This window comes from Halorubrum ruber (genome assembly GCF_018228765.1).
GTDB lineage: Archaea > Halobacteriota > Halobacteria > Halobacteriales > Haloferacaceae > Halorubrum > Halorubrum ruber.
The window spans coordinates 380,169-404,202 of record NZ_CP073695.1 but is presented as its reverse complement, the minus strand read 5'-3'; the positions used below and the strand labels follow the sequence as shown (position 1 = coordinate 404,202).

Genomic DNA, 24,034 nt, shown 5'->3' with positions numbered 1-24,034 from the left:
CAGGGTCCTACCCGTCGCCGATCAGCCGCTCCTTCTCCGCGCGCGACAGCGACTTGATCGCGTACTCTCTCGACATCGCCGCCGACTTCGAGTCGAACGACTCGACGTGCCGCAGGGTGACGGGGGTCCGACCGCGGGTGTACTTCGCGCCCTCCCCGGCGTCGTGTTCGGCGACGCGGCGCTCGACGTCGGTCGTGTACCCGGTGTAGAGGGTGCCGTCGGCGCACTCGATGACGTACACGTGGTGGTCGGCCACGACCGGCCGTCCGGGCGCGAGCGCAAAGTGGGTACGGATGTGCCCGGGTCGGATCGGGGAGGTGCCCGAACCGAAGACGAGACGGAGCTGCGGCTCTCCGTGCGCTCGGTCTCCGATCGGCGTTTCGCCGGTCAGTCCCCGGTTCGCGTCCGCTCGCGAGACACCTCTGCGATGCCCGCGTTCGCGGAGCACTTCGGGCACGCGTTCAGGTCGCCGCGCTCGTCCGCGAAGACGCGCGCAAAGCGGTCCGAGACGTGCGACCCGCAGTGGTCACAGCGTGGCATGTGTTGCCGACGTGCGTCGGCAACTACCATACGAACTCGACGAACTAATACCCTTTTTCGACCCCGTCGGCTGCCGGTATTCGTCTCTTCGAGCCGATCCGCCGAGCGGAGCGTTCGGCAGGGCCCGGTCGCCTCACTCGGCCCGCACCGCGTCGACCGCGCGGGCGATCAGGCCGGCCTGCGCGCCGGCGACGAAGCCAGCGTCGACGTTGACGGTCGTGAGCACGGAACACGACTGGAGCGCGCCCTGAAGCGCCGCGACCCCCTCGCCGCCGACGCCGTAGCCGGTCGAGACCGGAAGGGCGATCACGGGCGCGTCGACGAGGCCGGCGACGACGGTCGGCAGGGCGCCCTCGCGGCCCGCCGCGACCACGACGACATCGGCTTCGCGGATCCGATCGACCTGATCGAGGATCCGGTCGAGGTTGGCGACGCCGACGTCGTCGACCCGATCGACCGCCGCCCCGATCTCGCGGGCGACGACCGCCGCCTCGCCGGCGACCGGCGCGTCCGCGGTGCCGGCGGCCACGACCGCGACCGCGGCGTCGAGCGACGGGGGCTCGAAGTCGCCGGCGCGCGCGACGACGGACCCCGTGCGGTCGTCCCGGTCGACCGTCGCGTCCGGGTCGCCGTCGCCGACCGCCGACGCGACCGCCGCCGCCGTCGCCTCGTCGGCGCGCGTCACCAGCGCCCGCCCCGTCGTTTCGAGCGCCGTCGTCGCCAGCGCGGCGACCTCCGCGGGCGTCTTCCCCTCCGCGAGGATCGCCTCGGGGATCCCGCGTCGCCGCTCGCGGGCGGCGTCGAACCGTCCCGCGTCGGTGGTCGCGTAGCCCGCGAGCCGCGACTCCGCCTCCTCGACGCCGATCTCGCCCGCTTCGAGCGCCGCAAGCGTCTCTCGCATGGCGGACCGTCGGCCGGGGAGCCGGTCGAACCTGTCGCTTCGCCGTCCGGGAGCGCGCCGCGAGCGAAGCCGGCCGGGGTCGGAGCGCACCCGTGAGCGTCACGCGACGGGGACGGCGCCCGGTCGAGGCGGGCCCGAGGCGGTGTCGAGAGGGGTTCGGAGCGCGTTCGAGCCGGCGCGCAGACGATAATCTCACAAGATTTATAAGTGACTGTGTTCGCAGCCCCCCGCGAACCGGCTTCACGGCGCCCCTCGCGGGCGAATTCAGGAACTCTTATTAACCATCACCGGGTAGGCCCGATCGCATGGCAGACCTCATTGTCAAAGCGGCCGTCAAGGAAGCCCTGGACGACAAGAACGTCGCTTCGGACTTCTACGACGCGCTGGACGACGAAGTGGACGAGCTGCTCGAAGACGCCGCGCGCCGCGCCGAGGCCAACGACCGGAAGACGGTCCAGCCGCGCGACCTCTAAAACGGAACTCGTTTCCGTTCCATTTTATTTGGACGCTGTCCGCCGAGCGGCGGCACTGTCGGTCGTGGCGCCGTGATTCGGCGGTTTCAGACCTCGTCGACCCGGACGTCCGACTCCGTCCCGACGTGGATCTCGTCCGCGAGCCCGACGAAGAGGCCGTGTTCGACGATCCCCGGGATCGACGACAGCGTCGCCGACAGCGCGGCCGGATCGGCGACCTCGCCGAACGGGCAGTCGAGGACGAGGTTCCCGTTGTCGGTCACCACGGGGCCGTCTTTCCGCTCCGCGCGCCGCAGCGTCGGCTCGCCGCCCGCCTCCCGGATCGCCGCGGCGACCGCGGTCCGCCCCGCGGGGAGCACCTCGATCGGAACCGACCGGTCCAGCCGCGGCGACTCCTTCGAGGGGTCGGCGACGACGAGGAAGCGGTCGGCCGCGGCGTCGACGAGCTTCTCGCGGGCGTGGGCCGCGCCGCCGCCTTTTATAAGTGCGCCGCCGGGGGCGGGCGAATCGGACACTCCGCTCCCGGGGGCGGGCGCATCGGCTTCTCCGCGCCCGGCGTCGGCCGCTCCGGCGCCCGTCGCCACCTGATCCGCCCCGTCGATGGCGACGTCGATCCCGGGCCCGTCCGGGCCGACTGCGTCCGGAAGGTCGAGGCAGGGAATCGCCGCCTCGACCGCGAGTTCGCGGCTCGCGAAGGAGGTGGGAACGCCCCGAATGTCGAGGCCGGCGTCGACCCGGTCTCCGAGGCGCCGGATGGCGTGGGCCGCGGTCGACCCGGTCCCTAGCCCGACCACGTCACCGTCGCTCACCGCCGCGGCCGCCGACTCGCCGGCGCGTCGCTTCATCGCGTCGCTCCCGCCGCTCGTCTTCATGGCGTCGACTGCGTGCGGGAGCGTTGAAAAGGCGTCGGGGAGGGGCGGCGCGAGGATATGAGGGAGGGGAATGAGGGCGTGCGCGGCCGACCTCGCCGTCACTCCAGCCGGTCCAGCACCGCCTCGGCGTCGTACGCTAGGGAGAGCTCCCGCGAGCGGCCGCGGCCGTCGACGTCGGCGTACTCCGCGTCGATCACGCCGAGCTGGTCGAGCTTGTTGATGATCTCGGAGTAGCGGGTGTAGCCGAGGTCGGTCTCGTCGTTGAACGCGTCGTACACCGCCCCGGCGCGCTCGCCGTCGTGTTCGGCGAGGACGCGGACGAGGTCGCGCTCGGACTCCGAGAGCCCGCGGAGCGACCGAGAGAGGTGGACGTGCTTCGACTTGTCGTACGCCTCCTCGACGTCCTCCTCCGATATCGTCTTCGAGGCGCGCATCTCGGCGTTGAGCCCGGCCCGGCGCAGGAGGTCGATCCCGACCCGGAGGTCGCCGCTGTCGGCGGTGAGGTCGGCGACGCGCTCCAACTCGGCGTCGCCGATGACCCCCTCGTGGAAGCCGCGCTTGGCGCGCTCGGCGAGGATGTCGTAGATCTCGGTCGCGTCGTAGACGGGGAAGTACACCTCCTCGGGGCGGAAGACAGACTGGACCCGGGTGTCGAGGTCGTCGATCACGTCGAGGCCGAGGTCCGAGGAGACGACGATCACGCCGATCTTCGCGCCGGAGTGGGCCTCGTGGGCGCGCAGGAGGGAGTACAGCGTGTCTGACGCCTCGTTCTCGTAGAAGAGGTAGTTCACGTCGTCGAGGGCGACGACCAAGACCTCGTCCTCCTCGACGAGGCGGTCGGTGATCTGGCCGAACAGCTTCTTGAAGGAGATGCCGGACGACGGGGGTTCGTACTCGAAGATCCCCTCGAACAGCCGTGAGAACACCGCGTAGCGCGTCGAGTCGACCTGGCAGTTGACGCGCACCGTCCGCACCTCGGTCCGGGCGCCGAGCTCGCCGAACAGCTTCTGGACCGCGGTGGTCTTCCCCGTTCCCGGCGGGCCGCGGACCATCGTGTTGAGGGGGCGAGAGCCGCGGACCGCGGGGCGGAGCGCGTACTTCAGGTTCTCTAACTGGCTCTCCCGGTGGCGGAACGTCTCGGGGACGTGGTCGATCTCGAACACCGACTCGTCGCGGAACACCGACTCGTCCCACGAGAGCATGTCCCCGGCGTCCCCGGTCATGCGAGTACCACGAGAGGCCGCGCACTTAACCGTTGCCCGGCGGCGAAGCGAAACTGAAACTTGTCGCGCGAGCCGCCGATGAGAGCGATTCCGCCGATCGCTCGTTCACTCTCGCTCTGGCGACATCTCGGTCGCAACACCTCCGCTCCCCGCCACGTCCCCGCGGCGCAACACCAGCACGTGACGCGTCAGCGACCGGTGAACCCGCCGTTCGAACGCCGCGTCGACGGTCCAACCGGCGTCGCGGGCGGGGGCGCGCCAGTCGCGGTCCGCGACGAGTACCGCGCGCGGCGCGACCCGGGCCGCCTCGTCGAGCGCGCCCCCGACGAGGTCTGCCAGCTCGTGGCGCGCGATCTTCGACTGCCGGCCGTACGGGGCGTCGAACGCGACCCCGTCGACGGCGTCGTCCGGGAGGGGGAGCGCGGTCGCGTCGCCGCGCGCGACGTGCCAGTCGGGCGAGTCGTCAATGCCGGGGGAACCGAGGTACTCGCGGAAGTTCCGACGCGCGCCGCGGACCATCTTCGCCTGCGCGTCGCAGGCGACGGCGTCGGCGCCAACGAGGCCGGCCTCCAGCGGGAGCCCGCCCGTGCCGCACATCGGGTCGAGGAGGGTCCGACCGGGGGCGGCACCCGCGAGGTTGGCGTAGGCGCGGGCGTCCGCCGGCGCCATGCTCCCCGGCTGGAAGAAGGGGCGCTCGGTGGGGTTCGGGGCGAAGTCGCGGGCGGCCTCGACCGCGACCCAGCCGAGCGCGCACAGGTCCGCGTCGCTGCCATCGGCACCGGCCACCGCATCGTGTTCCGCGCGCGGGCCGGCCGCGAACAGCGCGCGGAGGACGTGGTCGGGGTCGTCGAGGTCGACGTCGAACCCGCGGTCGACGAGGACGCCGCCGAGCGCCCGCTCGGCCGCCTCGGTCGAGACGGCGGACGTCGCCCGGACGTCGCGGGCGCGGACCGCGACGCTCCCGGCGCGGTCGAGCGACGCGGCCCGGAGCGCGGCGGCCGCGGCGTCGACGTCGGCGTCGGTCCGCGCGACCGCCTCGTGGGCGGCGCGGGTGTACGCGAGCCGGCGGACGCGGGCGCGGTCGATCGCGCCGGTGCGCGCGATCCCCGGCGCGAGGAGGTCGACGCCGGCGGCGGCGGTCGCGGCCTCGCGGGCGGCGAAGGCGTCGGTCTCGCCGGCGAGTTCGAGCCAGTACACGCCGACGGCTCCGCGCGGCGGCGCCAATAGCGTGGCGGTTCCGACCAGCCACCTTTTTACGGCGTTCGGGCGAGAATAGAGGTAATGACGGCCGACCCGAAGGAGACGATCACCGTAGAGAACGTCGTCGCTTCCACGGGGATCGGACAGGAGCTCGATCTCCAGAGCGTCGCGATGGACCTCGAGGGCGCCGACTACGACCCCGAGCAGTTCCCCGGGCTCGTCTACCGCACCACGGACCCGAAGTCGGCCGCCCTCATCTTCCGCTCGGGCAAGATCGTCTGCACCGGCGCGAACTCGATCGAGGCGGTCCACGAGAGCCTCGACATCGTCTTCGACGAGCTCCGCGCGCTCCAGATCCCGATCGAGGACCCGGAGATAACGGTCCAGAACATCGTCACCTCGGCCGACCTGGGCAAGAGCCTGAACCTGAACGCGATCGCGATCGGCCTCGGGCTGGAACACATCGAGTACGAGCCGGAGCAGTTCCCCGGGCTCGTCTATCGCCTCGACGAGCCGGAGGTCGTCGCGCTGCTGTTCGGGAGCGGCAAGGTGGTCGTCACCGGCGGCACGAGCCCCGAGGACGCCGCGGCCGCCGTCGACGTGATCGTCGAGGAGCTGAATGGGCTCGGACTACTGGAGTGACGCGGCGGAACGGAGACGGAACGCGGACTTGCCGCGGTCGCATTCCGCGGCCACTTTTACCCCTCGTCCCGTAGACCGACCATGCTCTTACAGACGGTGACGCCGGTCTCCGTGCTCGGGACGACCGTCCTGTTGGCGCTGTTCCTCTCGCTGACCGCGCACATCGCGGCTCGGAACGTCCTCGGCGACGTCGACCCGCGGCGCGCCCTCTACGTCGGCCCGCTGCCCGCGGTGATAAGCGTCGTCGGGAACGCGTTCGAGCTCTCCGGGGCGCTCATCCTCCTCGCCGCGCTCCTCGTCGACGGGACGATGTTCTGGTGGAGCTACGAGCAGCCCCGGCGGGCCGTGGCCGTGATGACGCTGATCCACGTCGTGGTCACGACGCTGCTCAGCGGGCTCCTGCTCGTGGCCTCGATCCTGCTCGCGTCGATGCCCGGGTGAGATCGGCAGAGATGGTCCTCGCGCGCTCCCGCGTCGCGGCGGCGGCGGCAGTTCTCGCGCTCGACGGAGATCACGGTGACGGCGGCGGCCCGTCGTACGCGTCGTGATCTTGGTAGAAGTTCAGCATCGCGAACTTCAGCTTCTCGGGGTCGACGTCGAGCAGCTCCTCGCGCTCCTCGGGCGGGAAGGCGGAACGGACCGAGTACTTCCCCATGTCGGCGGTCGTGTAGCGGCGGTCCGCGAGGATCCGGACGCCGAAGTCGTCGGGGCCGCGGATCACCCGGCCGAGCGCCTGTCGCGTCTTGCGGATCGTCGGGATCTCGACGGCGTACATCCACCCCGGGTCGCGGGAGCGGTCGCGGTCCGCGAACGCCCGGTCGTAGGCGTCCTGAACCGCCTCGGTGCGGTCCGAGAGGTGCGGGTACGGGACGCCCACGACGACGACCGTGCGGGCGTCGTCGCCGTCGAAGCTCACCCCCTCGCCGAGCGTCCCCCACAGCGAGGTGAACAGCGCGGCGCCGTCGCTTGCGACGAACTCGCTGCGGAGTCGCTCCTCGTCGACGCCCGGCCCGTCGAGGTGGATCGAGCCGAGGGGGGCGTCGTTCCCTCCCTCCGACCCGCGTCTCGCGTCGCCGCCGCTCGGGGCGCTTCTCCCGCTCCCACCGGCGAGACGCTCGTGGTAGCGCTCGGCCTCGGCGTACGAGGGGAAGAAGGCGAGCGTGTTGCCGGGCGTGAACCGGATCGCGTCGCGGAGCAGCGACGACACCGCTTCCTGCGTCTCCGGGTCGTTGCGGTCCGAGGCGAAAAGCGGCGGCACGTCGGCGGCGAAGGTCCGGCGGTTCGCCTCGGGGTAGCCCATCTCGTAGGCCATCGACGCGACGTCCTCTAACCCCAGCACGTCCTCGGTCACGTCGAACGGGCGCAGCGTCGCGCTCATCAGGACGGAGGCGGCCACCTCGTCGAACAGCTCGCTGGTGACGTTCCGCGGGATACAGGTGTACAGCTCCGCGCGGCCGTACACCTCGTCAGTACCCGCGTCGCGCCGGACGGAGACCACCGGGTACTGGCCGAACTCCGCGCCCTCGTCCATCCACGTCGCGACGAACCGGGCGGCCGCGAGCGTCTGCGACTCCGACCGGGTCGTCGCCTCCCCGTCGCGGTAGCGGCGCTCGTACTCCTCGTCTATCGCCTGGCCGAGCTGGACGGCGAGCTCCGCCTCCGTGTCGATCCCCTTCCCCTCGTAGTTGCGGAGGAACGCCAGCGTGAGGTCGTCGCGGCGGTCGTCGTTGGCGATCGAGACGTCCTCCCAGCTCTCGTCGACCCCGCCGAACCCGAGCCCGTCCTCGTACGTCTCGACGAGGGCGTCGCGGAAGGCGCGGAGGACGTTCTCCGCGGGCTCCGCGCGGGAGTCGTCGCTGTCGGCCAGCTCGTCGAGCGCGGCGTCGAGGGTGTTCTCCGTCAGCGTCCGGGTGGCGTGGTCGCGCGCGGCGTCCTCGATGTTGTGCGCCTCGTCGAAGACGGTGACTATCTCGCTCGGGTCGCGGTCGATCCACCGGAAGAACTGCTCGCGGATGTTCGGGTCGAGCAGGTGGTGGTAGTTGCAGACGACGAGGTCGACCCCCTCCATCCCCTCTTTTAACAGCTCGTAGCCGCACAGCTCGCGCTCGTCGGCGTACTCGTACACGTCGTCGGGCGTCCGGACGTCGTCGAAGAGCCACGAGAAGAACTCGTCGGTGTCGCGGGTGAGGTTGTTGCGGTAGTGCTCGCAGACGTTGGCGGTCTCGTACTCGTCGACTTCCGCCTCGAGCTCGTCGAGCTCCTCCATGATCGCCTCGCGCGCCTCCGCGGCGCCCGCGTCACCCTCGCGGCTCTCCGCCAGCAGCTCGCGCTGGCGCGACTCCAGCTCGCGCACCTCGCTCTCCGTCTCCACCATCTCGCGGGTGGTGTCCCGGAGGGTCTGACACTCCTGGTAGTCGACGTCGATGTGGCACATCGACGACTTCCCCTTGAAGACGACCGCGCGGATCGGCTCCTCGCGGGTGATCGCGCGCGCGTCCTCGACGAACTGCCGCATCTGCTGGTGGACGTTGGTCGTGATGACGACCGTGCGGTCGTGCTCGCGGGCGTGTTCGAGCGCGGGCACGAGCGCGGAGAGGGTCTTCCCCGTCCCGGGCGCGCCCTCGAACAGCACGTCCTGGCCCCGGTCCAGCGCGTTGGCGACCCTGTCCATCGCCTCGCGCTGGTTCGGGTAGGGTTCCTCGTACGGGAAGAACCGCAGGTGCGGCGACTCTGACACGGGGTGGGGTTCGGCGCCACCGGCCAAAAGGAGTCGGGTGGCGGGGCGGAAGTGGTTCGGGCCGGCGGCGGTCAAATTTTGACGGTAGTTGGTTTCGAAAATTTATAACTTTCGGGCGTGTGCGTCGTTACCACATAATTCCGGCATATACTACCGGTTCTTGCGCGAAAGCAGAGGCGAGATGGCAACCGAAACGGCGACCACGACGGAGGGGGTATCGACGGAGACCGGAAACTGGCGGGCGGGCGTGGCCGGCGGACTGGTCGGCGGGCTCGTCTTCGGCGCGATGATGTCGGCGATGACTCCTGGCGTATTACAGATGGCGATCCCGGCGATGTACGGCATCGAAGGCCCCGCCGGCGCCGTCGGCTGGGCGATCCACATGTCCCACGGCGCGGTCATCGGGCTCGGGTTCGCCGCGATCGCGGGCGTGCGGCCGAGGCTCGGCGACTCGGTCGGAACGGGCCTCGGCGTCGGGGCGGCCTACGGCCTCCTCGTCTGGGTCGCGCTCGCGGTGATCGCGATGCCGATCTGGCTGGGCGCCGTCGGCTTCCCGGGCGCGCCGCCGCTGCCGAACGTCGGCGTCGAGAGCCTCGTCGGCCACGTCGTCTACGGCGCGGTCCTCGGCGGCGTCTACTCGGCGGTCGCGAACTGAGGCGCGGCAGTGCGCCGTTTTTTAACACCTCGGCGACGACCACCGTAGCAACGAATGTTCGACGAGATCCTCGAGAAGTTCGAGGGGTCACCCAGCCAGCAGGCCGTCATCCGGCTGTTCCTGGAGCGCGGCTTCTCGGTCAACGAGGAGGGGCGGGTCGTCTCCGGCGGGATCGAGATCCCCTACACCGGCATCGCGCGCGAGCTCGACGTCGACCGCCGCGTCGTGGACTCGACGACGGACGCGATCCTGGCGGACCCCGAGCTGAAGCGCATCTTCACCAACATCTCGTCGATCCCGAGCCTGATGGATCTCGCGCCGGTCTTGGATCTGACGGTCCTCACCATCGAGGTCGCGGCCGCCGACGAGGCCGGGATCGTCGCCGAGGTCACGTCCATCCTCGCCGACCGCGGCGTCTCGATCCGGCAGGTGCTGAGCGAGGACCCCGAGTTCACCGACGACCCGAAGCTGTACGTGATCACCGACGCCGACCTGTCGGGCGACCTGCTCGTGGAGATCCGCGACCTCGACTACGTCCGCCGCGTCGGCTTCTGAGGCGCTTGCGCCGCGGCGCCGTCGCTGATCGATCGGCCGAACCGACCAGTTTCGCCCGATCGCCGCGTCCACGCGTCGGCCCGAGACCATTTATACGGCACCGAGCCATTCCGGAGCGCGGTCCCCACGCGATTTTTACTTTCACTGGGGTGTAAACCAGTCTTTATACGGGATGGGGAACAAGCCACGTGTACATGCCTGAAGACGAACTCGAGGACCTCCCCGGCGTCGGCCCGGCGACCGCGGACAAGCTCGTTGACAACGGATTCGAGAGCTACCAGTCGATCGCGGTCGCGAGCCCCGGCGAGATGTCCAACACCGCCGACATCGGCGAGTCGTCCGCCAGCGACATCATCAACGCCGCCCGCGAGGCCGCCGACGTCGGCGGCTTCGAGACGGGCGCGACCGTGCTCGAACGCCGCCAGGAGATCGGCAAGCTCTCCTGGCAGATCGACGAGGTCGACGACCTGCTCGGCGGCGGCATCGAGACCCAGTCGATCACGGAAGTGTACGGCGAGTTCGGCTCCGGGAAGTCGCAGGTCACCCACCAGATGGCCGTCAACGTCCAGCTCTCGAAGGAGAACGGCGGCTTAGAGGGCGGCTGCATCTTCGTCGACTCCGAGGACACGTTCCGCCCGGAGCGGATCGACGACATGGTCCGCGGGCTCGACGACGAGATCCTCGCCGACGAGATGGAGCGCCGCGAGATCGAGGGCACCCCGAACGATGAGGCGGCCTTGGAGGACCTGGTCGACGCGTTCTTGGACCAGATCCACGTCGCGAAGGCGTTCAACTCCAACCACCAGATCCTGCTCGCCGAGAAGGCGAAAGAGCTGGCTGGCGAACACGAGGAGACGGAGTGGCCGATCCGGATCGTCTGCGTCGACTCGCTCACCGCGCACTTCCGCGCGGAGTACGTCGGCCGGGGCGAGCTCGCCGAACGACAGCAGAAGCTCAACAAGCACCTCCACGACCTGATGCGGCTCGGCGACCTGTACAACACCGCCATCCTCGTCACCAACCAGGTCGCATCGAACCCGGACTCCTACTTCGGCGACCCGACCCAGGCGATCGGCGGCAACATCCTCGGCCACGCCTCCACCTTCCGGATCTACCTCCGGAAGTCGAAGGGCGACAAGCGGATCGTCCGCCTCGTCGACGCGCCGAACCTCGCCGACGGCGAGGCCGTGATGCGCGTCCAGAACGAGGGACTGAAACCGGAGTAAGCGAGGTTTCGCCGGCGTTAGTCGACCGGTGATCGCGTCGAACCGCCACCGATCGATCGAATCGGTCGGCAAACGGGAGATCGGGTTGACGAACGTCAATTTTCACCGAGAGGCCTCCAACCGTCCGAATTCGCGGAGGACGCCCCGTACGGCGGCGAATCGCGAGACGGCGGCGTGGCAATACTCGCCAGAACCGGCCGCGCATGGGCGCAGAGCGGCCGTCGGCGAGGGATCGCGGCTGAATAGATAGAAATTTTACACAACGCTCGTCCGCTTCGAGCGCAACGATTGCCGCGAAATCCGCGAAAAAACGTCCTTATATTCCATAGACATCTCCTTATATCGGACGAGCATCGTATTATCAACTCTCTTTTTTGTGAAACTCAACTCTAATGTTTATATGTAGTCGTTCCCGGGAGTCGAAACGTGATTCAGCGCATGAACACGAGCGAAACGAAGCGTGAACCGGACAGTCGTTCAGTAGAGGTGGAGGAATCATGACGGGCGGCGTTCTCGCCACGATCGATCCGAGCACGTTCGCGTCCGCGATGAACGGGACGTGGATCCTCGTCGTGACGTTCCTCATCTTCTTCATGCACGCCGGCTTCGCGATGCTCGAAGCCGGGCAGGTGCGGTCGAAGAACGTCGCCAACCAGCTGACGAAGAACCTCCTGACGTGGAGCGTCGGGGTGACGGTGTTCTTCCTCATCGGCACGGCGTTCACGAGCCTCGTGAACGGCTCGCCGGGGATCGCCTCCGCCGCCGGGTCGCTGTTCTCCGGCGGCGAACTGGCCGTCGAGGAGGGCGTCGTCGGCCCGTACGTCAACTGGCTCTACGGCGCGGTGTTCGCGATGACCGCCGCGACGATCGTCTCCGGGGCGGTCGCCGGCCGCGCGAAGCTCCGCGCGTACGTGACGTACACGTTCCTGCTGGCCGCGGTCATCTACCCGATGGTCATCGCGTTCACTTGGTCGGCGTCGGGCGACGGGCTCGTCGCGCAGCTGACCGGGACCGCGTTCCACGACTTCGCGGGCGGCATGATCGTTCACGGCATGGGCGGGATCGCGGGCCTCACGGCGGCGGCCGTCCTCGGTCCGCGGATGGACCGCTACGCGAAGGACGGCTCGACGAACGTCATCCCCGGTCACTCGCTGACGTTCGCCGTGCTGGGGACGCTCGTCCTCGCGTTCGGCTGGTACGGGTTCAACGTCGGCACGGCCTCCGTCGTCAGCGGCGGCGTGTTCAACACGCTGACGCTCAACCTCGTCGCGATGGGGACGACCATTGCGATGGCGGCCGGCGGGATCGGCGCCGCGACCGTCGTGTGGCTCCGCACCGGGAAGGTCGACACGCTGTACGTCGCCAACGGGCTGCTTGCGGGACTCGTCGGCATCACCGCGATCCCGGACACCACGGCGTGGTGGGGCGCGCTGGTCGTCGGCCTCCTCGCCGGCGGACAGCTCCCCCTCGTCTTCGAGTTCGTCTCGGACACGCTGAAGATCGACGACGTCTGCGCGGTGTTCCCGGTCCACGGGAGCGCCGGCGTCCTCGGCACGCTGCTGTTCCCGTTCGTCGCCGCGCCGGGCGAGCTCAGCGCGGGCATCGGCGCGCACTTCGTCGCGCAGCTGACCGGCGTCGTCATCATCGGCGGCTGGACGCTCACCGCGACCGCCGCCGTCTGGTACGTCCTCAAGGTCTCCGGCGAGGCGCGCGTCACCGCGGAACACGAGCAGGAGGGGCTCGACATCTCCGAGCACGGCGTCGAGACCTACCCCGAGTTCGGCGGCGACCGCGTCGCGACCGACGGCGGTCCGTCCGTGGTCGACACGACCGAGTCCGACGGCGAGTCCCCGCGCGCTGACGGCGGCGCGGAGGCGGGCACGGAGATCAAGATGGTCACCGCGGTCGTCCGCCCCGACAAGCTCGGGGACATCAAGCAGTCGCTCGCGGAGATCAACGCGCCCTCGCTGACGGTGACGAACGTCTCCGGCCGCGGCAGCCAGCCCGCGAAGAAGGGCCAGTGGCGCGGCGAGGAGTTCACCGTCGACCTCCACCAGAAGGTGAAAGTCGAGGTCGTCGTCGCCGACATCCCGGCCGACGAGGTGGCGGAGGCGATCGCCGACGCCGCCGAGACCGGCGAGCCCGGCGACGGCAAGGTGTTCATCATGCCGGTCGAGGACGCGCTCCAGGTCCGCACGGGCGTGACCGGCCCGGAGGCAGTGTAGCGACGACCGGCCCGGAGGCAGTGTAGCGACCGGACCGGAGACGGTGGAGGCGCGTAGCGCTCGAACCGACGCGGTCCCTTTTCGGCGTCCGAACCGGTTCGCCCGGTTCGGCAACTACTTTCAGCCCGACGCTCCAACCGATCGGTATGAACCACGAGCGCTCGCGCGGCCTGTACGACCGCGCGCTGTCGGTGATGCCGGGCGGCGTCAACTCCTCCGTCCGGGCGACGATGCCGCACCCGTTCTTCGTCGAGCGCGGCGACGGCGGCCACGTGATCGACGCCGACGGCAACCGCTACGTCGACTGGGTGATGGGGTACGGCCCCCTACTGTACGGCCACGACCTCCCGGACCCGGTCGAGGCCGCGGTCCAGTCGCACGTCGCGGAGGGGCCGATGTACGGCGCGCCGACCGAGATCGAGGTGGAACACGCCGAGTTCGTCGCCCGCCACGTCCCGAGCGTGGAGTCGATCCGCTTCGTCAACTCCGGCACGGAGGCGACCGTCTCGGCGGTGCGGCTGGCGCGCGGCCACACCGACCGCGACAAGATCGTCGTGATGCAGGGCGGCTACCACGGCGCGCAGGAGTCGACGCTCGTCGAGGGGTCGCCGGGCGACGCCCGCCCCTCGACGGCGGGGATCCCGGAGGAGTTCGCCGAACACACCCTCCCGATCCCGTTCAACGACGAGGCGGCCGCGAAGGAAGTGTTCGCGGAACACGGCGACGAGATCGCGGCCGTCCTCGTCGAGCCGATCTTAGCCAACAAGGGGATCGTCATGCCGATAGAAGGGTACCACGAGACGCTGCGGGACCTCTGTGACGACCACGGCTCCCTCCTCGTCTTCGACGAGGTGATCACCGGGTTCCGGGTCGGCGGCCTCGGCTGCGCGCAGTCGAAGTTCGGCGTCACCCCGGACGTGACGACGTTCGGGAAGATCATCGGCGGCGGGTTCCCCGTCGGCGCGATCGGCGGGCGGGCGGACATCATCGAGGGGTTCACCCCCGCGGGCGAGGTGTTCCAGTCCGGCACCTTCTCCGGGCACCCGGTGACGATGGCGGCCGGGAAGGCCGGATTAGAGTACGCGGCCGAGAACGACGTGTACGAGCATGTCAACCGGCTCGGCCGGAAGCTCCGCGAGGGGATCGCCGAGATCTGCGCGGAGCGCGCGCCGGAGTACACCGTCGTCGGCACCGACTCGATGTTCAAGACGATCTTCACCCGCGAGGCGCCCGACGACGTCGACGACTGCTGTGCGGGCGGCTGCCGACAGGACCCCGACTGCGCCCGGTACGACCACTGCCCGAAGACGGGCGCCGACGTCGCCGCGGCCGCGACCGACCGCTGGGAGCGCGTGTTCTGGCAGGAGATGAAAGACCGGGGCGTGTTCCTCACCGCGAACCAGTTCGAGTGCCAGTTCACCTCCTACGCGCACACGGAGGAGGACGTCGAGCGGACGCTGGAGGCGTACCGAGAGGCGATCTGAGCGACGGCGGGAGCCGGTGTTCGAGACCGGCCGCGTCGAGATAGTTTTTAAATAAAAGGGTCGTAGCGATGATTACTTATAAAAAGCGGCGCGGTGGCGCGTGCCTCCGAGTGGCCGCCGAAGGCGGCCGCGAGGAGCACGCGCGAGGGAGTCAGTCGCCGGAGCGAAGCGGAGGCGACTGACGAGGCTGGGGAGGTGTGAGGTGCGGTCGCTGTGCGGGGGCGGGACTCAAAGGGGCAGCCGGGAGGCGCGCGCAGGCGACGTAAGCACCGCAGGAGCGAGTGAAACGAGCGACGAGGAGCGCAGCGAGCGTGCGCGCGCCTCCCGGCTGGGGCTTTGGAGATGTTCTCGGTCGATTCATCGCTACCCAATTATAAGCGAGCGACTGGAGATTTGGAGGAGTTCGCCGGCGATCCGCTAGCAGCCATTTATAAGCGAGCGACTAGAGCTTTAGAGAAGTCCGCCGCCGATCCGCTGCCAATCACGTATTACGGAACGCTTTTATACCGGAGATCGGGTACGTACAGGTGATGACCGCAGCGGCTCGTTCCGGCGCCGCCCTCTTCCGAGGCCGACGAGCCCTGCGACCGCGACGAGACGTCCGACCGCCGCGACCGGCTTCCGGCGCGGCGCGACGACGAGGCCCTTCGGGCCAGTAATCTTCACCTCTCGTCGCGTTCGCGCCGTTCCGTTCCGAAGAGTCTCGACTCCGCGTTCCACGAGCGACCGCTCTCTGATTTTCTTACAAAATTAAAACCGCTGAATTTAAGGGCATAGCCCGGGTGTACTCTGGTAATGACGAGCGTTGCACTCGCGTTCAGCGGGGGACTCGACACGACAGTGTGCGTACCGCTACTGAAAGAGGAGTACGGCTACGACGAGGTCATCGGCGTCAACGTCGACGTCGGCCAGCCGACGGAGGAGTTCGACGAGGCCGAAGAGACCGCCGAAGCGCTGGGACTCGACATCCACGTCGTCGACGCGAAAGAGGAGTTCGCGGACCTCTGTTTCGACGCGGTGAAGGCCAACGCCGACTACCAGGGCTACCCGCTCGGCACCGCCCTCGCGCGCCCGGTCATCGCCGAGGCCATTCTGGGCGTCGCCGAGGAGCAGGGCTGTGACGCCATCGCGCACGGCTGTACGGGGAAGGGGAACGACCAGCTCCGGTTCGAGGCCGTCTGGCGCGGCTCCGACCTCGAAGTGATCGCCCCCGTGCGCGAACTCGGCCTCACCCGCGAGTGGGAGATCGACTACGCCGCCGAGAAGGACCTGCCCGTCGAGGCGGGCGACGGCGGCGTCTGGTCCATCGACGAGAACATCTGGTCGCGCGCGGTCGAGGGCGGCAAGCTGGAGAACCCGGACTACGAGCCGCCGGAGGACATCTACGAGTGGACCGCGGAGCCGGAAGGCGAGACCACCATCGAGATCACATTCGAGGAGGGCGTCCCGGTCGCCGTCGACGGCGAGGCGATGGATCCGGTCCCGCTCATCCAGCACCTCAACGAGTACGCCGGCGGCTACGGCGTCGGCCGCACCGACGTGATGGAGGACCGCATGCTCGGGCTGAAGGTGCGCGAGAACTACGAGCACCCGGCCGCGACCGTTCTGCTGACGGCCCACCAGGCGCTCGAAGACCTCGTCCTCACGAAGAACGAGCGCTCGTTCAAGAAAGGGATCGAGCAGGAGTGGTCCGAGAAGGCGTACGAGGGGCTCGTGTTCGCGCCCGTCGTCGACGCGCTCGACGCCTTCGTCGACGAGACACAGGACGTGGTGACCGGCACGGCGACGGTGAAGGTCTCCGGCGGCGACTGCCGCGTCGTCGCGCGCGACTCCGAGTACGCCGTCTACTCCGAGGAGATGGCCTCGTTCAACACCGAGGACGTCGCCGGCATCGCCCAGTCCGACGCGACGGGCGTCGCGAAGTACCACGGGCTCCAAGAGCGCCTCGCGAACGACGTGAAGGCGAGCGTCTCGAAGCCGGAGCTGGCCACCGACGGGAGCGGCGAAACGGACACGTCCGAATAGATGACCGACGACGATCCCGACGCAGCGACGGACGCCGACATCGAAGCGAGCGGCGCGTCGGCCGGCGGCGACACTGCCGTCCGCCGCGACCGCTTCAGCGGCGGCCCCGCCCGCGAGTTCTTATCGAGCCTCGCGGCCGACGAGGCCATCTTCGAGGCCGACCTCGCGGTCGACCGCGCGCACGTGGTCATGCTCGCGGAGCAGGGGATCGTCGACGAGGCGGTCGCGGGCGAGATCCTCGCCGCGCTCGACGACGTCGAGACTGCCGGCCACGACGAACTCCCCGACGGCGAGGACGTCCACGAGGCGATAGAGACCGCCGTCATCGACCGGGGCGGCCCGGACGGCGGGCGGATGCACACCGCCCGCTCGCGTAACGACGAGGTGGCGACCTGCATCCGCTACCGCCTGCGCGAGGACCTGCTCGCCGCGGTTGAGGCGACGCTCACCGCCCGCGAGGCGCTCGTCGACGTCGCGAGCGAACACACCGAGACGGTGATGCCGGGGTACACCCACCTCCAGCCGGCCCAGCCGACGACGGTCGCGCACTACCTGCTGTCGTACGAGGGCGGGCTCGCGCGCGACACGGAACGCCTGTTCGACGCGTACGACCGGGTCAACCGCTCGCCGCTCGGCGCGGCCGCGTTCGCGGGGACGCCGTTCGACGTCGACCGCGACCGGACCGCGGAGCTGCTCGGCTTCGACGGGACGGTCCGCAACTCGATGGACGCCGCCGCCGCGCGCGACTTCCTCGCGGAGTCGGCGAGCGCGCTCGCGACGCTCGCGACGACGCTGTCGGGGCTCGCGGAGGACCTGATCATCTTCTCGAACAAGGGGGTCGTGGAGCTCTCCGACGACTACGCCTCGACCTCCTCGATCATGCCCCAGAAGAAGAACCCCGACACGCTGGAGCTCACCCGGGGCGTCGCGGGCGACGCGATCGGCGAGGCAACCGGCACGCTGAGCCTTCTGAAGGGGCTCCCGCGCGCCTACAACCGCGACCTCCAGCGCTCCCACGCGAGCGTCTTTGAGATCGCGGGCGACGTGTGCGAGGCGACCGAGGTCGCCGCGGGCGCGGTCGCGACCGCCGACTGGGACGAGGCCACGCTCGCGGCCGCCGCGGGCGAGGGATTCTCGACGGCCACCGGGGTCGCCGATCTGCTCGCGATGGGCGGCATGCCGTTCCGGACGGCCCACGAGATCGTCGCGGCGGCCGCGGAGACGGTCGCGGACGGCGACTCGCCGGACGCGGCGGCCGCAAAAGTTGACGAGGCCACTCGAAAGGTGACCGGCGAGCCCCTCTCCGCGTACGTGAGCCGCGAAGACGTGGAGTCGGCGCTCGACCCGGCCGAAAGCGTCGCGAGCCGCGACTCCGCCGGCGGACCGGCCCCCGAGGCGGTCGCCGACGAGCTCGCCGCCGCTGAGGCGGGCATCGAGGGAGACAACGCCGCGCTGGCGGCCGAGCGCGACGCGCTCGCCGACGCGAGCGAGGCACTGGACGCGGAGGTCGATCGCTATGTCTGAGCCGCGACGACCGCGAGATCATCGTCGGCTCGGTCGGGACCGACCCGACCGACGACGACGACCGTCCCCGTAGGGGGACACATTTACTACCGAGATCTGACATCCGATCTCGATACGGAACTATTTCGTCGAACTGATCCCGTTAGCGGCCGATCCGTCTTATGTAAATTATCCAATAAGTTCGAAGCCTTTATGCCTATTCGAGGACGAGTGTCTGCCACGATGACGAGCGACACCGACACGCTGACCGCGGAGGACCCGATCACGGGCGAGGAAATCGAGATCCCGGCCGATGTCGAGGTCGGCGAGATCATCGACAGTCCGGTCACCGGGACCGAGCTGGAGGTCATCTCGCTCGATCCGGTCGTCTTAGAGGAGGCGCCCGAGCTCGAGGAGGACTGGGGCGAGTAATGGCGACGACCGCCACGGCCGCGACACGCGAGTGGTCGACATGCGCGTGAGCGCCGACGTGAACGGAGGGGAGTCGACGTGCGCGTAGGAATCCTCTACTCGCGGATCCGGAAGGACGAGAAGCTGCTCCTCAACGAGCTCCGCGAGCGGGGCCACGAGGTCGAGAAGATCGACGTGCGCAAGGAGCGGTTCGGCTTAGAGTCGACCACGGCGGCCGTCGACGACCTCGACATCGTCGTCGACCGCTGCCTGTCCACGAGCCGGTCGCTGTACGCGACGCGCTTCATCGACAGCTACGGCGTCCCCGTCGTGAACTCCCCGGAGACGGGCGACATCTGCGCCGACAAGGCGAAGAACTCGCTCGCGCTCGCCGAGGCCGACATCCCGACCCCGGCGACCGAGGTCGCGTTCACCAAGGACGCCGCCCTGGAGGCGATCGAGGAGTTCGGCTACCCGTGCGTTCTCAAGCCGGTCACCGGCTCGTGGGGGCGCCTGATGGCGAAGATCGACTCGCGCAACGCCGCCGAAGCGATCTTAGAGCACAAGGAGACGCTCGGCCACTACGAGCACAAGGTGTTCTACGTCCAGGAGTTCGTCGACAAGCCCGGCCGCGACATCCGCGTGCTGGCGGTCGACGGCGAGCCGGTCGCGGCGATGACGCGGTCGTCGGACCACTGGCTCACGAACGCCGCGAAGGGCGGCGAGACGAAGTCGTTCGACCTCGACGAGCGCGCGACCGAACTGGTCGAGAAGGCCTCGGCCGCGGTCGGCGGCGGCATGCTCGGCGTCGACCTGATGGAGGTGGGCGTCGACCCGGACACCGACCCCGCCGAGACCAGCGCGGACGACTACACCGTCCACGAGGTGAACCACACCGTCGAGTTCAAGGCGCTCGACTCGGCCACCGACGTCGACGTCCCCGCGCGGGTCGTCGACTGGCTGGAGGCGAAGGCGGTCGAGCTGGCCGAGGGAGACGGCAGCGAAGAAAGCGAGGAGGCGAGCGCATGACCGACGACGCCTACACCGCGAGCGTCGTCGGCGGCACCGGGTTCACCGGCGGCGAGCTGCTGCGGATCCTCGCCGGCCACCCCGACTTCGAGGTCGTCCAGGCCACCTCGCGGTCGGCGGACAACATGACCGTCGGACGGTCGCACCCGAACCTGCGCGGGCTCGACCTGCGCTTCTCGGACCCCGACGACCTCGAATCGGTCGACGTGCTGTTCGCGGCGACGCCGCACGGCGTCTCGATGGAGCGGATAGACGAGTTCTTCGAGGCCGCGGACACCGTCGTCGACCTCTCGGCGGACTTCCGGCTCCCCGAGGCCGACGCCTACGACGAGTGGTACGACGGCCACGAGTCGCCGGAGTACCTCGAACGCGCCGAGTACGCGCTCCCGGAGCTGAACCGCGAGAACCTCCCCGGCGCCGACCTGATCGCCGGCGGCGGCTGCAACGCGACTGCGACGATCCTCGGCCTCAAGCCGCTGGTCGACGCGGGCGCGCTCGGTCCCGACGTGGGCGAGGTCGTCGTCGACGTGAAGGTCGGCTCCTCGGAGGGGGGCGCCGGCGGCGGCGCGGCCTCCTCGCACCCGGAGCGCTCGGGCGTCGTGCGCCCGTACGCGCCCACCGGTCACCGCCACGAGGCGGAGATCGAGGCGTACCTCGGGCTCTCCGTCTCCTTCACGGTCCACGCGGTCGACATGGTGCGCGGCGCGAGCGCGACCTGCCACGCCTTCCCCGACGAGCCGGTCTCGAAGGGGGACCTGTGGGGCGCGTACCGCGACGCCTACGCCGACGAGCCGTTCATGCGGATCGTCTCGGGCGGGGGCGGCGTCTACCGCTACCCCGAGCCGAAGTCGGTCGCCGGGACGAACCACGGCGAGGTCGGCTTCGAGCTCGACCCCGGGAACCGGCGCGTCGTCGTCTTCTCGGCCATCGACAACATGACCAAGGGCTCCGCCGGCCAGGCGGTCCACGCGGCGAACGTCGCGCTCGGACTGCCCGAGACCGCCGGCCTCGAGTTCGACGGGCTCCACCCGGTGGGATCGCCATGACGGGAGGGCAGTCCGCCGCCGGCGACGCGCCCGCGGACGAGCCTCCGGTCGTCGTCAAGGTCGGCGGCGCGAAGGCGGTCGACCCGGCCGGCGCGGTCGGCGACGTCGCGCACCTGACGGCCAACGGGCGCGCGGTCGTCGTCGTCCACGGCGGCTCGACGGTCGTCGACGAGACGCTCGAACGGCTCGGCATCGAGCCGGAGTACGTCGAGTCCGCGTCGGGCGTCACCGGCCGCTTCACCGACGCGGAGACGATGGAAGCGTTCTCGATGGCGATGGCGGGGAAGCTCAACACCGAGCTGACGGCGGAGTTCCGCTCGGCCGGGGTCGACGCGGTCGGCCTCTCGGGCATCGACGGCGGGCTCCTCGCGGGCCCGCGTAAGTCGGCGGTCCGCGTCGTCGAGGACGGGAAGCGGAAGATCCGGCGCGGCGACCACTCGGGGAAGATCGAGTCGGTGAACGCCGACCTGCTCAGCGGGCTCCTCGCCGACGGCTACACCCCGGTCGTCTCGCCGCCGATGGCTGGCGACGAGGGCGACGGCGAGGTCACCCCGGTCAACGCGGACGCCGACCGCGCCGCGGCCGCGATAGCGGGCGCTCTGGGCGCCGACCTCGTCCTGCTGACCGACGTCTCCGGCGTGTACGCCGACCCGGACGACCCCGAGACGCGCATCGACGCGGCCGCGACGCCCGACCAGCTGTCGGCCGTCGAGGACGCCGCCGAGGGGTTCATGGGCAAGAAGGTGATGGCCGCGAAAGAGGCGCTCGAAGGCGGATCCGGCCGCGTCGTGATCGCGGACGCCAACGTCCGCGACCCGGTCGTCGCCGCGCTCGGCGGCGAGGGGACGGCGATCGAGCGGTCGGCGCTGGGCGACGGCGCGGACGGCGGCGAGGCCGAGGAGGCCGACGAGAGCGGCGCCGTCGAGACCGACGGGGGTGAGACCGCGTGAGCGGCTTCGTCTTCTCCGAGAAGCCGATCGAGATCGCGTCCGGCGACGGGGTCCACGTGACCGACGCGAACGGCACCGAGTACCTCGACTTCGGCGCCAGCTACGCGTGTACGCCGGTCGGCCACTGCCACCCCGAGGTCGTCGACGCCGCGACGAGCCAGCTGGAGGAGCTCATGTACGTCCAGGCGTCGTACCCGCACGCGGCGCGGACGGCACTGTACGAGCGGCTGGCCGAGGTCGCGCCCGGCGACGTCGACAACGTCTGGCTCTGTAACTCCGGCACCGAGGCGAACGAGGCCGCGCTGAAGTTCGCCCGGCACGCAACGGGCCGCGAGAAGATCATCGCGACCACGCAGGGGTTCCACGGACGGACGATGGGGACCCTCGCGACGACGTGGAAAGAGAAGTACAAGGAGGGGTTCGGCCCGCTCGCCGGCGGCGTGGAGTTCGTCGAGTACGGCGACGCCGACGCGATGCGCGAGGCGGTCGATGAGGACACCGCCGCGGTAATCCTCGAGCCGCTCCAAGGCGAGGGCGGGATCAACCCCGTCTCGACCGAATACCTCCAGGCCGTCCGGGTCGCGACCGCGACGAGCGGGGCCGCGATGATCCTCGACGAGATCCAGACCGGGCTCGGCCGCACGGGCTCGATGTGGGCGGCCGACCGCCACGACGTGGTGCCGGACATCCTCACGACCGCGAAGGGGCTCGGCAGCGGGCTCCCGATCGGCGCGACGCTGTGCCGCGACTGGATCGCGGACGATTCGGGCGACCACGGCTCGACGTTCTCGGGCGGCCCGGTCGTCTCCGCGGCCGCGGGCGCCACCCTCGACGTGATCGAGCGCGAGGAGCTGGCCGACCACGCCGAGGAGATCGGGAGCTACCTCCGCGGCGAGCTCCGCGACCGCCTCGGCGACGACGTCCGCGACGTGCGCGGCGACGGGCTGATGGTCGGGATCGAGGTCCGCCGCGGGTCGAACCGCCTGCTGCGCGACCTCGCGATCGACCACCAGATCCTCGCGCTCCCGGCGGGCCGGACCGTGCTGCGCCTGCTGCCGCCGCTGACGATCGAGCGCGAGCACGCCGACGCCGTCGTCGACGCGATCGAGGAGGTGGTCGGCTGATGGCGGCCGGCACGGAGCGGGAAGCCGACGCCGAATCCGAGGGCGGCACCGACGTCGTCGCCGGCGGCGGCTACCCCGCGGCCTGCGACACGCCCGCCCGCAAGCTGCTGTACGACATGGTCTCCATCCCCTCGCCGTCGGGCGAGGAGGAGCGGGCGGCCGAGCGCCTCGTCGACTTCTTCGAGGCGAACGGCCGGGAGGCGTGGATCGACGAGGTCGGGAACGTCCGGGCGCCGGCGAACGACGCCGTCCTCCTCACCTCGCATATCGACACCGTCCCGGGCGACATCCCGGTCGAGGTGCGGCCGGCACCGGCCGAGGGCGAACTGCCGGAGCCCTCGGACGTCCGCGTCGGCGAGCCTGGCGACCCCGTGCTGTGGGGCCGCGGCGCGGTCGACGCGACGGGACCGCTCGTCTCGATGGCGGTCGCGGCGGTGAAGACGGGGGTCTCGTTCGCCGGCGTCGTCCGCGAGGAGGTCGACTCCGGCGGCGCGCGCGCCCTCATCGAGGACCGCGACGCGCCCGAGGCGGTGATCAACGGCGAGCCGTCGGGCTGGCAGGGGATCACGCTCGGCTACCGCGGCCTGCTTGAGGGGACGTACGTGAACACGAGCGAGTCGGGCCACTCCTCGCGGCCGGAGCCGAACGCGATCCAGCACGCGATCGACTGGTGGCACGGCGTCGAGGAGGCGTTTACCCCAGACGACTCCGAGACCGCCGTGTTCGACCAGGTGACGACGAAGCCCATCTCGGTCGACGGCGGGCTGAGCGACGACGGGCTCGCCGTGGAGGCGACGATGGACGTCCAGCTCCGGATCCCGCCCTCGCGCCCGGTCGACGAGATCCACGAGCTGGCGGAGGCGGAGCTGTCGACCGGTTCCGTCCACTGGGGCGAGCCGATGCCGCCGGTGATGGAGAGCCCGCGGACCGACCTCGCGCGCGCGTTCCGCGTCGCGATCCGGGGCGCGGACGGCGACGTGCGCCTGCTCCGGAAGACCGGCACGAGCGACATGAACCTCTTCGCGGCCGCGTGGGACTGCCCGATGGTCACTTACGGCCCCGGCAACTCCGATCTCGACCACGCGCCAGACGAGCGGCTCCCGCTGCCGGACCTCGACCGCGCCGTGGACGTGCTGACCGAGGTCTGCCGGAAGCGACTGTAACGCGCCTCGTTGCCCCTCGTCACCGCTCGTTTTCGAACAATACCACGACA

The 24,034-nt window shown here is 70.1% G+C and carries 23 protein-coding genes; 16 read left to right on the top strand and 7 right to left on the bottom strand.

The window, feature by feature from the left end:
- Positions 1–7: 7 nt before the first annotated feature.
- The 3 genes from J7656_RS01915 to larB form a co-directional block, all read right to left on the bottom strand.
- Complete coding sequence (locus J7656_RS01915; RefSeq protein ID WP_017343627.1) at positions 8–256, bottom strand: GIY-YIG nuclease family protein; 249 nt, start codon at positions 254–256, stop codon at positions 8–10.
- A gap of 131 nt (positions 257–387) precedes the next feature.
- Positions 388–540, bottom strand: coding sequence for a DUF7563 family protein (locus J7656_RS01910; protein ID WP_008440770.1), 153 nt, complete (start codon positions 538–540; stop codon positions 388–390).
- 133 nt (positions 541–673) lie between these two features.
- Positions 674–1,441: a nickel pincer cofactor biosynthesis protein LarB gene (gene larB, locus J7656_RS01905; RefSeq protein WP_017343626.1), complete on the bottom strand. Its 768-nt coding sequence runs from the start codon at positions 1,439–1,441 to the stop codon at positions 674–676.
- 305 nt (positions 1,442–1,746) lie between these two features.
- Here larB and J7656_RS01900 point away from each other — a divergent pair, with 305 nt between their 5' ends.
- Positions 1,747–1,914, top strand: coding sequence for a DUF1931 family protein (locus tag J7656_RS01900; RefSeq protein WP_004047560.1), 168 nt, complete (start codon positions 1,747–1,749; stop codon positions 1,912–1,914).
- Between the two features lie 86 nt (positions 1,915–2,000).
- Here the strand turns inward: J7656_RS01900 and rpiA are convergent, their stop codons facing one another.
- The 3 genes from rpiA to J7656_RS01885 all read right to left on the bottom strand — a co-directional run bounded on the left by rpiA (position 2,001) and on the right by J7656_RS01885 (position 5,206).
- A complete protein-coding gene (gene rpiA, locus J7656_RS01895; RefSeq protein WP_211553909.1) occupies positions 2,001–2,786 on the bottom strand; it encodes a ribose 5-phosphate isomerase A in 786 nt (261 codons plus the stop codon).
- A gap of 98 nt (positions 2,787–2,884) precedes the next feature.
- The gene (locus tag J7656_RS01890) at positions 2,885–4,009 is read right to left on the bottom strand and encodes an ORC1-type DNA replication protein (protein ID WP_211553907.1); all 1,125 of its coding nucleotides are present in this window, start codon (positions 4,007–4,009) and stop codon (positions 2,885–2,887) included.
- A 105-nt stretch (positions 4,010–4,114) separates the two neighbouring features.
- Positions 4,115–5,206 carry a methyltransferase domain-containing protein gene (locus tag J7656_RS01885; protein ID WP_211553905.1) on the bottom strand — a complete coding sequence of 364 codons (1,092 nt, stop codon included), beginning with the start codon at positions 5,204–5,206 and terminating at the stop codon, positions 4,115–4,117.
- An 84-nt stretch (positions 5,207–5,290) separates the two neighbouring features.
- On the opposite strand from J7656_RS01885, the gene J7656_RS01880 reads away from it, so the two are divergent.
- Both J7656_RS01880 and J7656_RS01875 read left to right on the top strand, forming a co-directional pair.
- Complete coding sequence (locus tag J7656_RS01880; protein ID WP_017343622.1) at positions 5,291–5,851, top strand: TATA-box-binding protein; 561 nt, start codon at positions 5,291–5,293, stop codon at positions 5,849–5,851.
- A gap of 81 nt (positions 5,852–5,932) precedes the next feature.
- A complete protein-coding gene (locus tag J7656_RS01875; protein ID WP_017343621.1) occupies positions 5,933–6,292 on the top strand; it encodes a DUF7473 family protein in 360 nt (119 codons plus the stop codon).
- Positions 6,293–6,362: 70 nt separating this feature from the next.
- Here the strand turns inward: J7656_RS01875 and J7656_RS01870 are convergent, their stop codons facing one another.
- Complete coding sequence (locus tag J7656_RS01870) at positions 6,363–8,588, bottom strand: ATP-dependent DNA helicase (RefSeq protein ID WP_211553903.1); 2,226 nt, start codon at positions 8,586–8,588, stop codon at positions 6,363–6,365.
- A gap of 181 nt (positions 8,589–8,769) precedes the next feature.
- Here J7656_RS01870 and J7656_RS01865 point away from each other — a divergent pair, with 181 nt between their 5' ends.
- The 13 genes from J7656_RS01865 (at position 8,770) to J7656_RS01805 (ending at position 23,984) form a co-directional block, all read left to right on the top strand.
- Positions 8,770–9,243 (top strand): histidine kinase, encoded by a 474-nt coding sequence (locus tag J7656_RS01865; RefSeq protein ID WP_017343619.1) that lies wholly within the window; start codon positions 8,770–8,772, stop codon positions 9,241–9,243.
- Positions 9,244–9,297: 54 nt separating this feature from the next.
- Positions 9,298–9,798, top strand: a complete 501-nt coding sequence (gene trpY / locus J7656_RS01860) for a TrpY family transcription regulator (RefSeq protein ID WP_017343618.1) — start codon at positions 9,298–9,300, stop codon at positions 9,796–9,798.
- A gap of 194 nt (positions 9,799–9,992) precedes the next feature.
- Positions 9,993–11,024 carry a DNA repair and recombination protein RadA gene (gene radA, locus J7656_RS01855; RefSeq protein WP_017343617.1) on the top strand — a complete coding sequence of 344 codons (1,032 nt, stop codon included), beginning with the start codon at positions 9,993–9,995 and terminating at the stop codon, positions 11,022–11,024.
- A 497-nt stretch (positions 11,025–11,521) separates the two neighbouring features.
- Complete coding sequence (locus J7656_RS01850; RefSeq protein ID WP_017343615.1) at positions 11,522–13,249, top strand: ammonium transporter; 1,728 nt, start codon at positions 11,522–11,524, stop codon at positions 13,247–13,249.
- Between the two features lie 146 nt (positions 13,250–13,395).
- Positions 13,396–14,733: a glutamate-1-semialdehyde 2,1-aminomutase gene (hemL, locus tag J7656_RS01845; RefSeq protein WP_211553902.1), complete on the top strand. Its 1,338-nt coding sequence runs from the start codon at positions 13,396–13,398 to the stop codon at positions 14,731–14,733.
- Between the two features lie 795 nt (positions 14,734–15,528).
- Positions 15,529–16,758: an argininosuccinate synthase gene (locus J7656_RS01840; RefSeq protein ID WP_211553901.1), complete on the top strand. Its 1,230-nt coding sequence runs from the start codon at positions 15,529–15,531 to the stop codon at positions 16,756–16,758.
- On the top strand, positions 16,759–18,282 hold the full coding sequence (gene argH, locus J7656_RS01835) for an argininosuccinate lyase (protein ID WP_017343612.1): 1,524 nt from the start codon (positions 16,759–16,761) through the stop codon (positions 18,280–18,282).
- A gap of 222 nt (positions 18,283–18,504) precedes the next feature.
- The gene (lysW, locus tag J7656_RS01830) at positions 18,505–18,693 is read left to right on the top strand and encodes a lysine biosynthesis protein LysW (RefSeq protein WP_004599337.1); all 189 of its coding nucleotides are present in this window, start codon (positions 18,505–18,507) and stop codon (positions 18,691–18,693) included.
- 78 nt (positions 18,694–18,771) lie between these two features.
- The gene (gene lysX / locus J7656_RS01825; protein ID WP_017343611.1) at positions 18,772–19,701 is read left to right on the top strand and encodes a lysine biosynthesis protein LysX; all 930 of its coding nucleotides are present in this window, start codon (positions 18,772–18,774) and stop codon (positions 19,699–19,701) included.
- Entirely contained in the window at positions 19,698–20,747 is a 1,050-nt protein-coding gene (gene argC / locus J7656_RS01820; protein WP_017343610.1) for an N-acetyl-gamma-glutamyl-phosphate reductase, read from the top strand. The genes lysX and argC overlap by 4 nt, the downstream gene beginning before the upstream one ends.
- A complete protein-coding gene (locus J7656_RS01815; protein ID WP_017343609.1) occupies positions 20,744–21,697 on the top strand; it encodes an acetylglutamate/acetylaminoadipate kinase in 954 nt (317 codons plus the stop codon). Before argC ends, J7656_RS01815 begins: the two co-directional genes overlap by 4 nt.
- Positions 21,694–22,821, top strand: coding sequence for an aspartate aminotransferase family protein (locus J7656_RS01810; protein ID WP_017343608.1), 1,128 nt, complete (start codon positions 21,694–21,696; stop codon positions 22,819–22,821). Before J7656_RS01815 ends, J7656_RS01810 begins: the two co-directional genes overlap by 4 nt.
- On the top strand, positions 22,821–23,984 hold the full coding sequence (locus tag J7656_RS01805) for a [LysW]-lysine hydrolase (RefSeq protein ID WP_211553900.1): 1,164 nt from the start codon (positions 22,821–22,823) through the stop codon (positions 23,982–23,984). The genes J7656_RS01810 and J7656_RS01805 overlap by 1 nt, the downstream gene beginning before the upstream one ends.
- Positions 23,985–24,034: the final 50 nt, after the last annotated feature.

Bases quoted from the DNA above. Each gene is read 5' to 3' on its own strand.
- J7656_RS01910 (WP_008440770.1), bottom strand. From the start codon at position 540: ATGCCACGCTGTGACCACTGCGGGTCGCACGTCTCGGACCGCTTTGCG.
- larB (WP_017343626.1), bottom strand. From the start codon at position 1,441: ATGCGAGAGACGCTTGCGGCGCTCGAAGCGGGCGAGATCGGCGTCGAG.
- J7656_RS01900 (WP_004047560.1), top strand. From the start codon at position 1,747: ATGGCAGACCTCATTGTCAAAGCGGCCGTCAAGGAAGCCCTGGACGAC.
- rpiA (WP_211553909.1), bottom strand. From the start codon at position 2,786: ATGAAGACGAGCGGCGGGAGCGACGCGATGAAGCGACGCGCCGGCGAG.
- J7656_RS01890 (WP_211553907.1), bottom strand. From the start codon at position 4,009: ATGACCGGGGACGCCGGGGACATGCTCTCGTGGGACGAGTCGGTGTTC.
- J7656_RS01880 (WP_017343622.1), top strand. From the start codon at position 5,291: ATGACGGCCGACCCGAAGGAGACGATCACCGTAGAGAACGTCGTCGCT.
- J7656_RS01875 (WP_017343621.1), top strand. From the start codon at position 5,933: ATGCTCTTACAGACGGTGACGCCGGTCTCCGTGCTCGGGACGACCGTC.
- J7656_RS01865 (WP_017343619.1), top strand. From the start codon at position 8,770: ATGGCAACCGAAACGGCGACCACGACGGAGGGGGTATCGACGGAGACC.
- trpY (WP_017343618.1), top strand. From the start codon at position 9,298: ATGTTCGACGAGATCCTCGAGAAGTTCGAGGGGTCACCCAGCCAGCAG.
- radA (WP_017343617.1), top strand. From the start codon at position 9,993: ATGCCTGAAGACGAACTCGAGGACCTCCCCGGCGTCGGCCCGGCGACC.
- J7656_RS01850 (WP_017343615.1), top strand. From the start codon at position 11,522: ATGACGGGCGGCGTTCTCGCCACGATCGATCCGAGCACGTTCGCGTCC.
- hemL (WP_211553902.1), top strand. From the start codon at position 13,396: ATGAACCACGAGCGCTCGCGCGGCCTGTACGACCGCGCGCTGTCGGTG.
- J7656_RS01840 (WP_211553901.1), top strand. From the start codon at position 15,529: ATGACGAGCGTTGCACTCGCGTTCAGCGGGGGACTCGACACGACAGTG.
- argH (WP_017343612.1), top strand. From the start codon at position 16,759: ATGACCGACGACGATCCCGACGCAGCGACGGACGCCGACATCGAAGCG.
- lysW (WP_004599337.1), top strand. From the start codon at position 18,505: ATGACGAGCGACACCGACACGCTGACCGCGGAGGACCCGATCACGGGC.
- argC (WP_017343610.1), top strand. From the start codon at position 19,698: ATGACCGACGACGCCTACACCGCGAGCGTCGTCGGCGGCACCGGGTTC.
- J7656_RS01815 (WP_017343609.1), top strand. From the start codon at position 20,744: ATGACGGGAGGGCAGTCCGCCGCCGGCGACGCGCCCGCGGACGAGCCT.
- J7656_RS01805 (WP_211553900.1), top strand. From the start codon at position 22,821: ATGGCGGCCGGCACGGAGCGGGAAGCCGACGCCGAATCCGAGGGCGGC.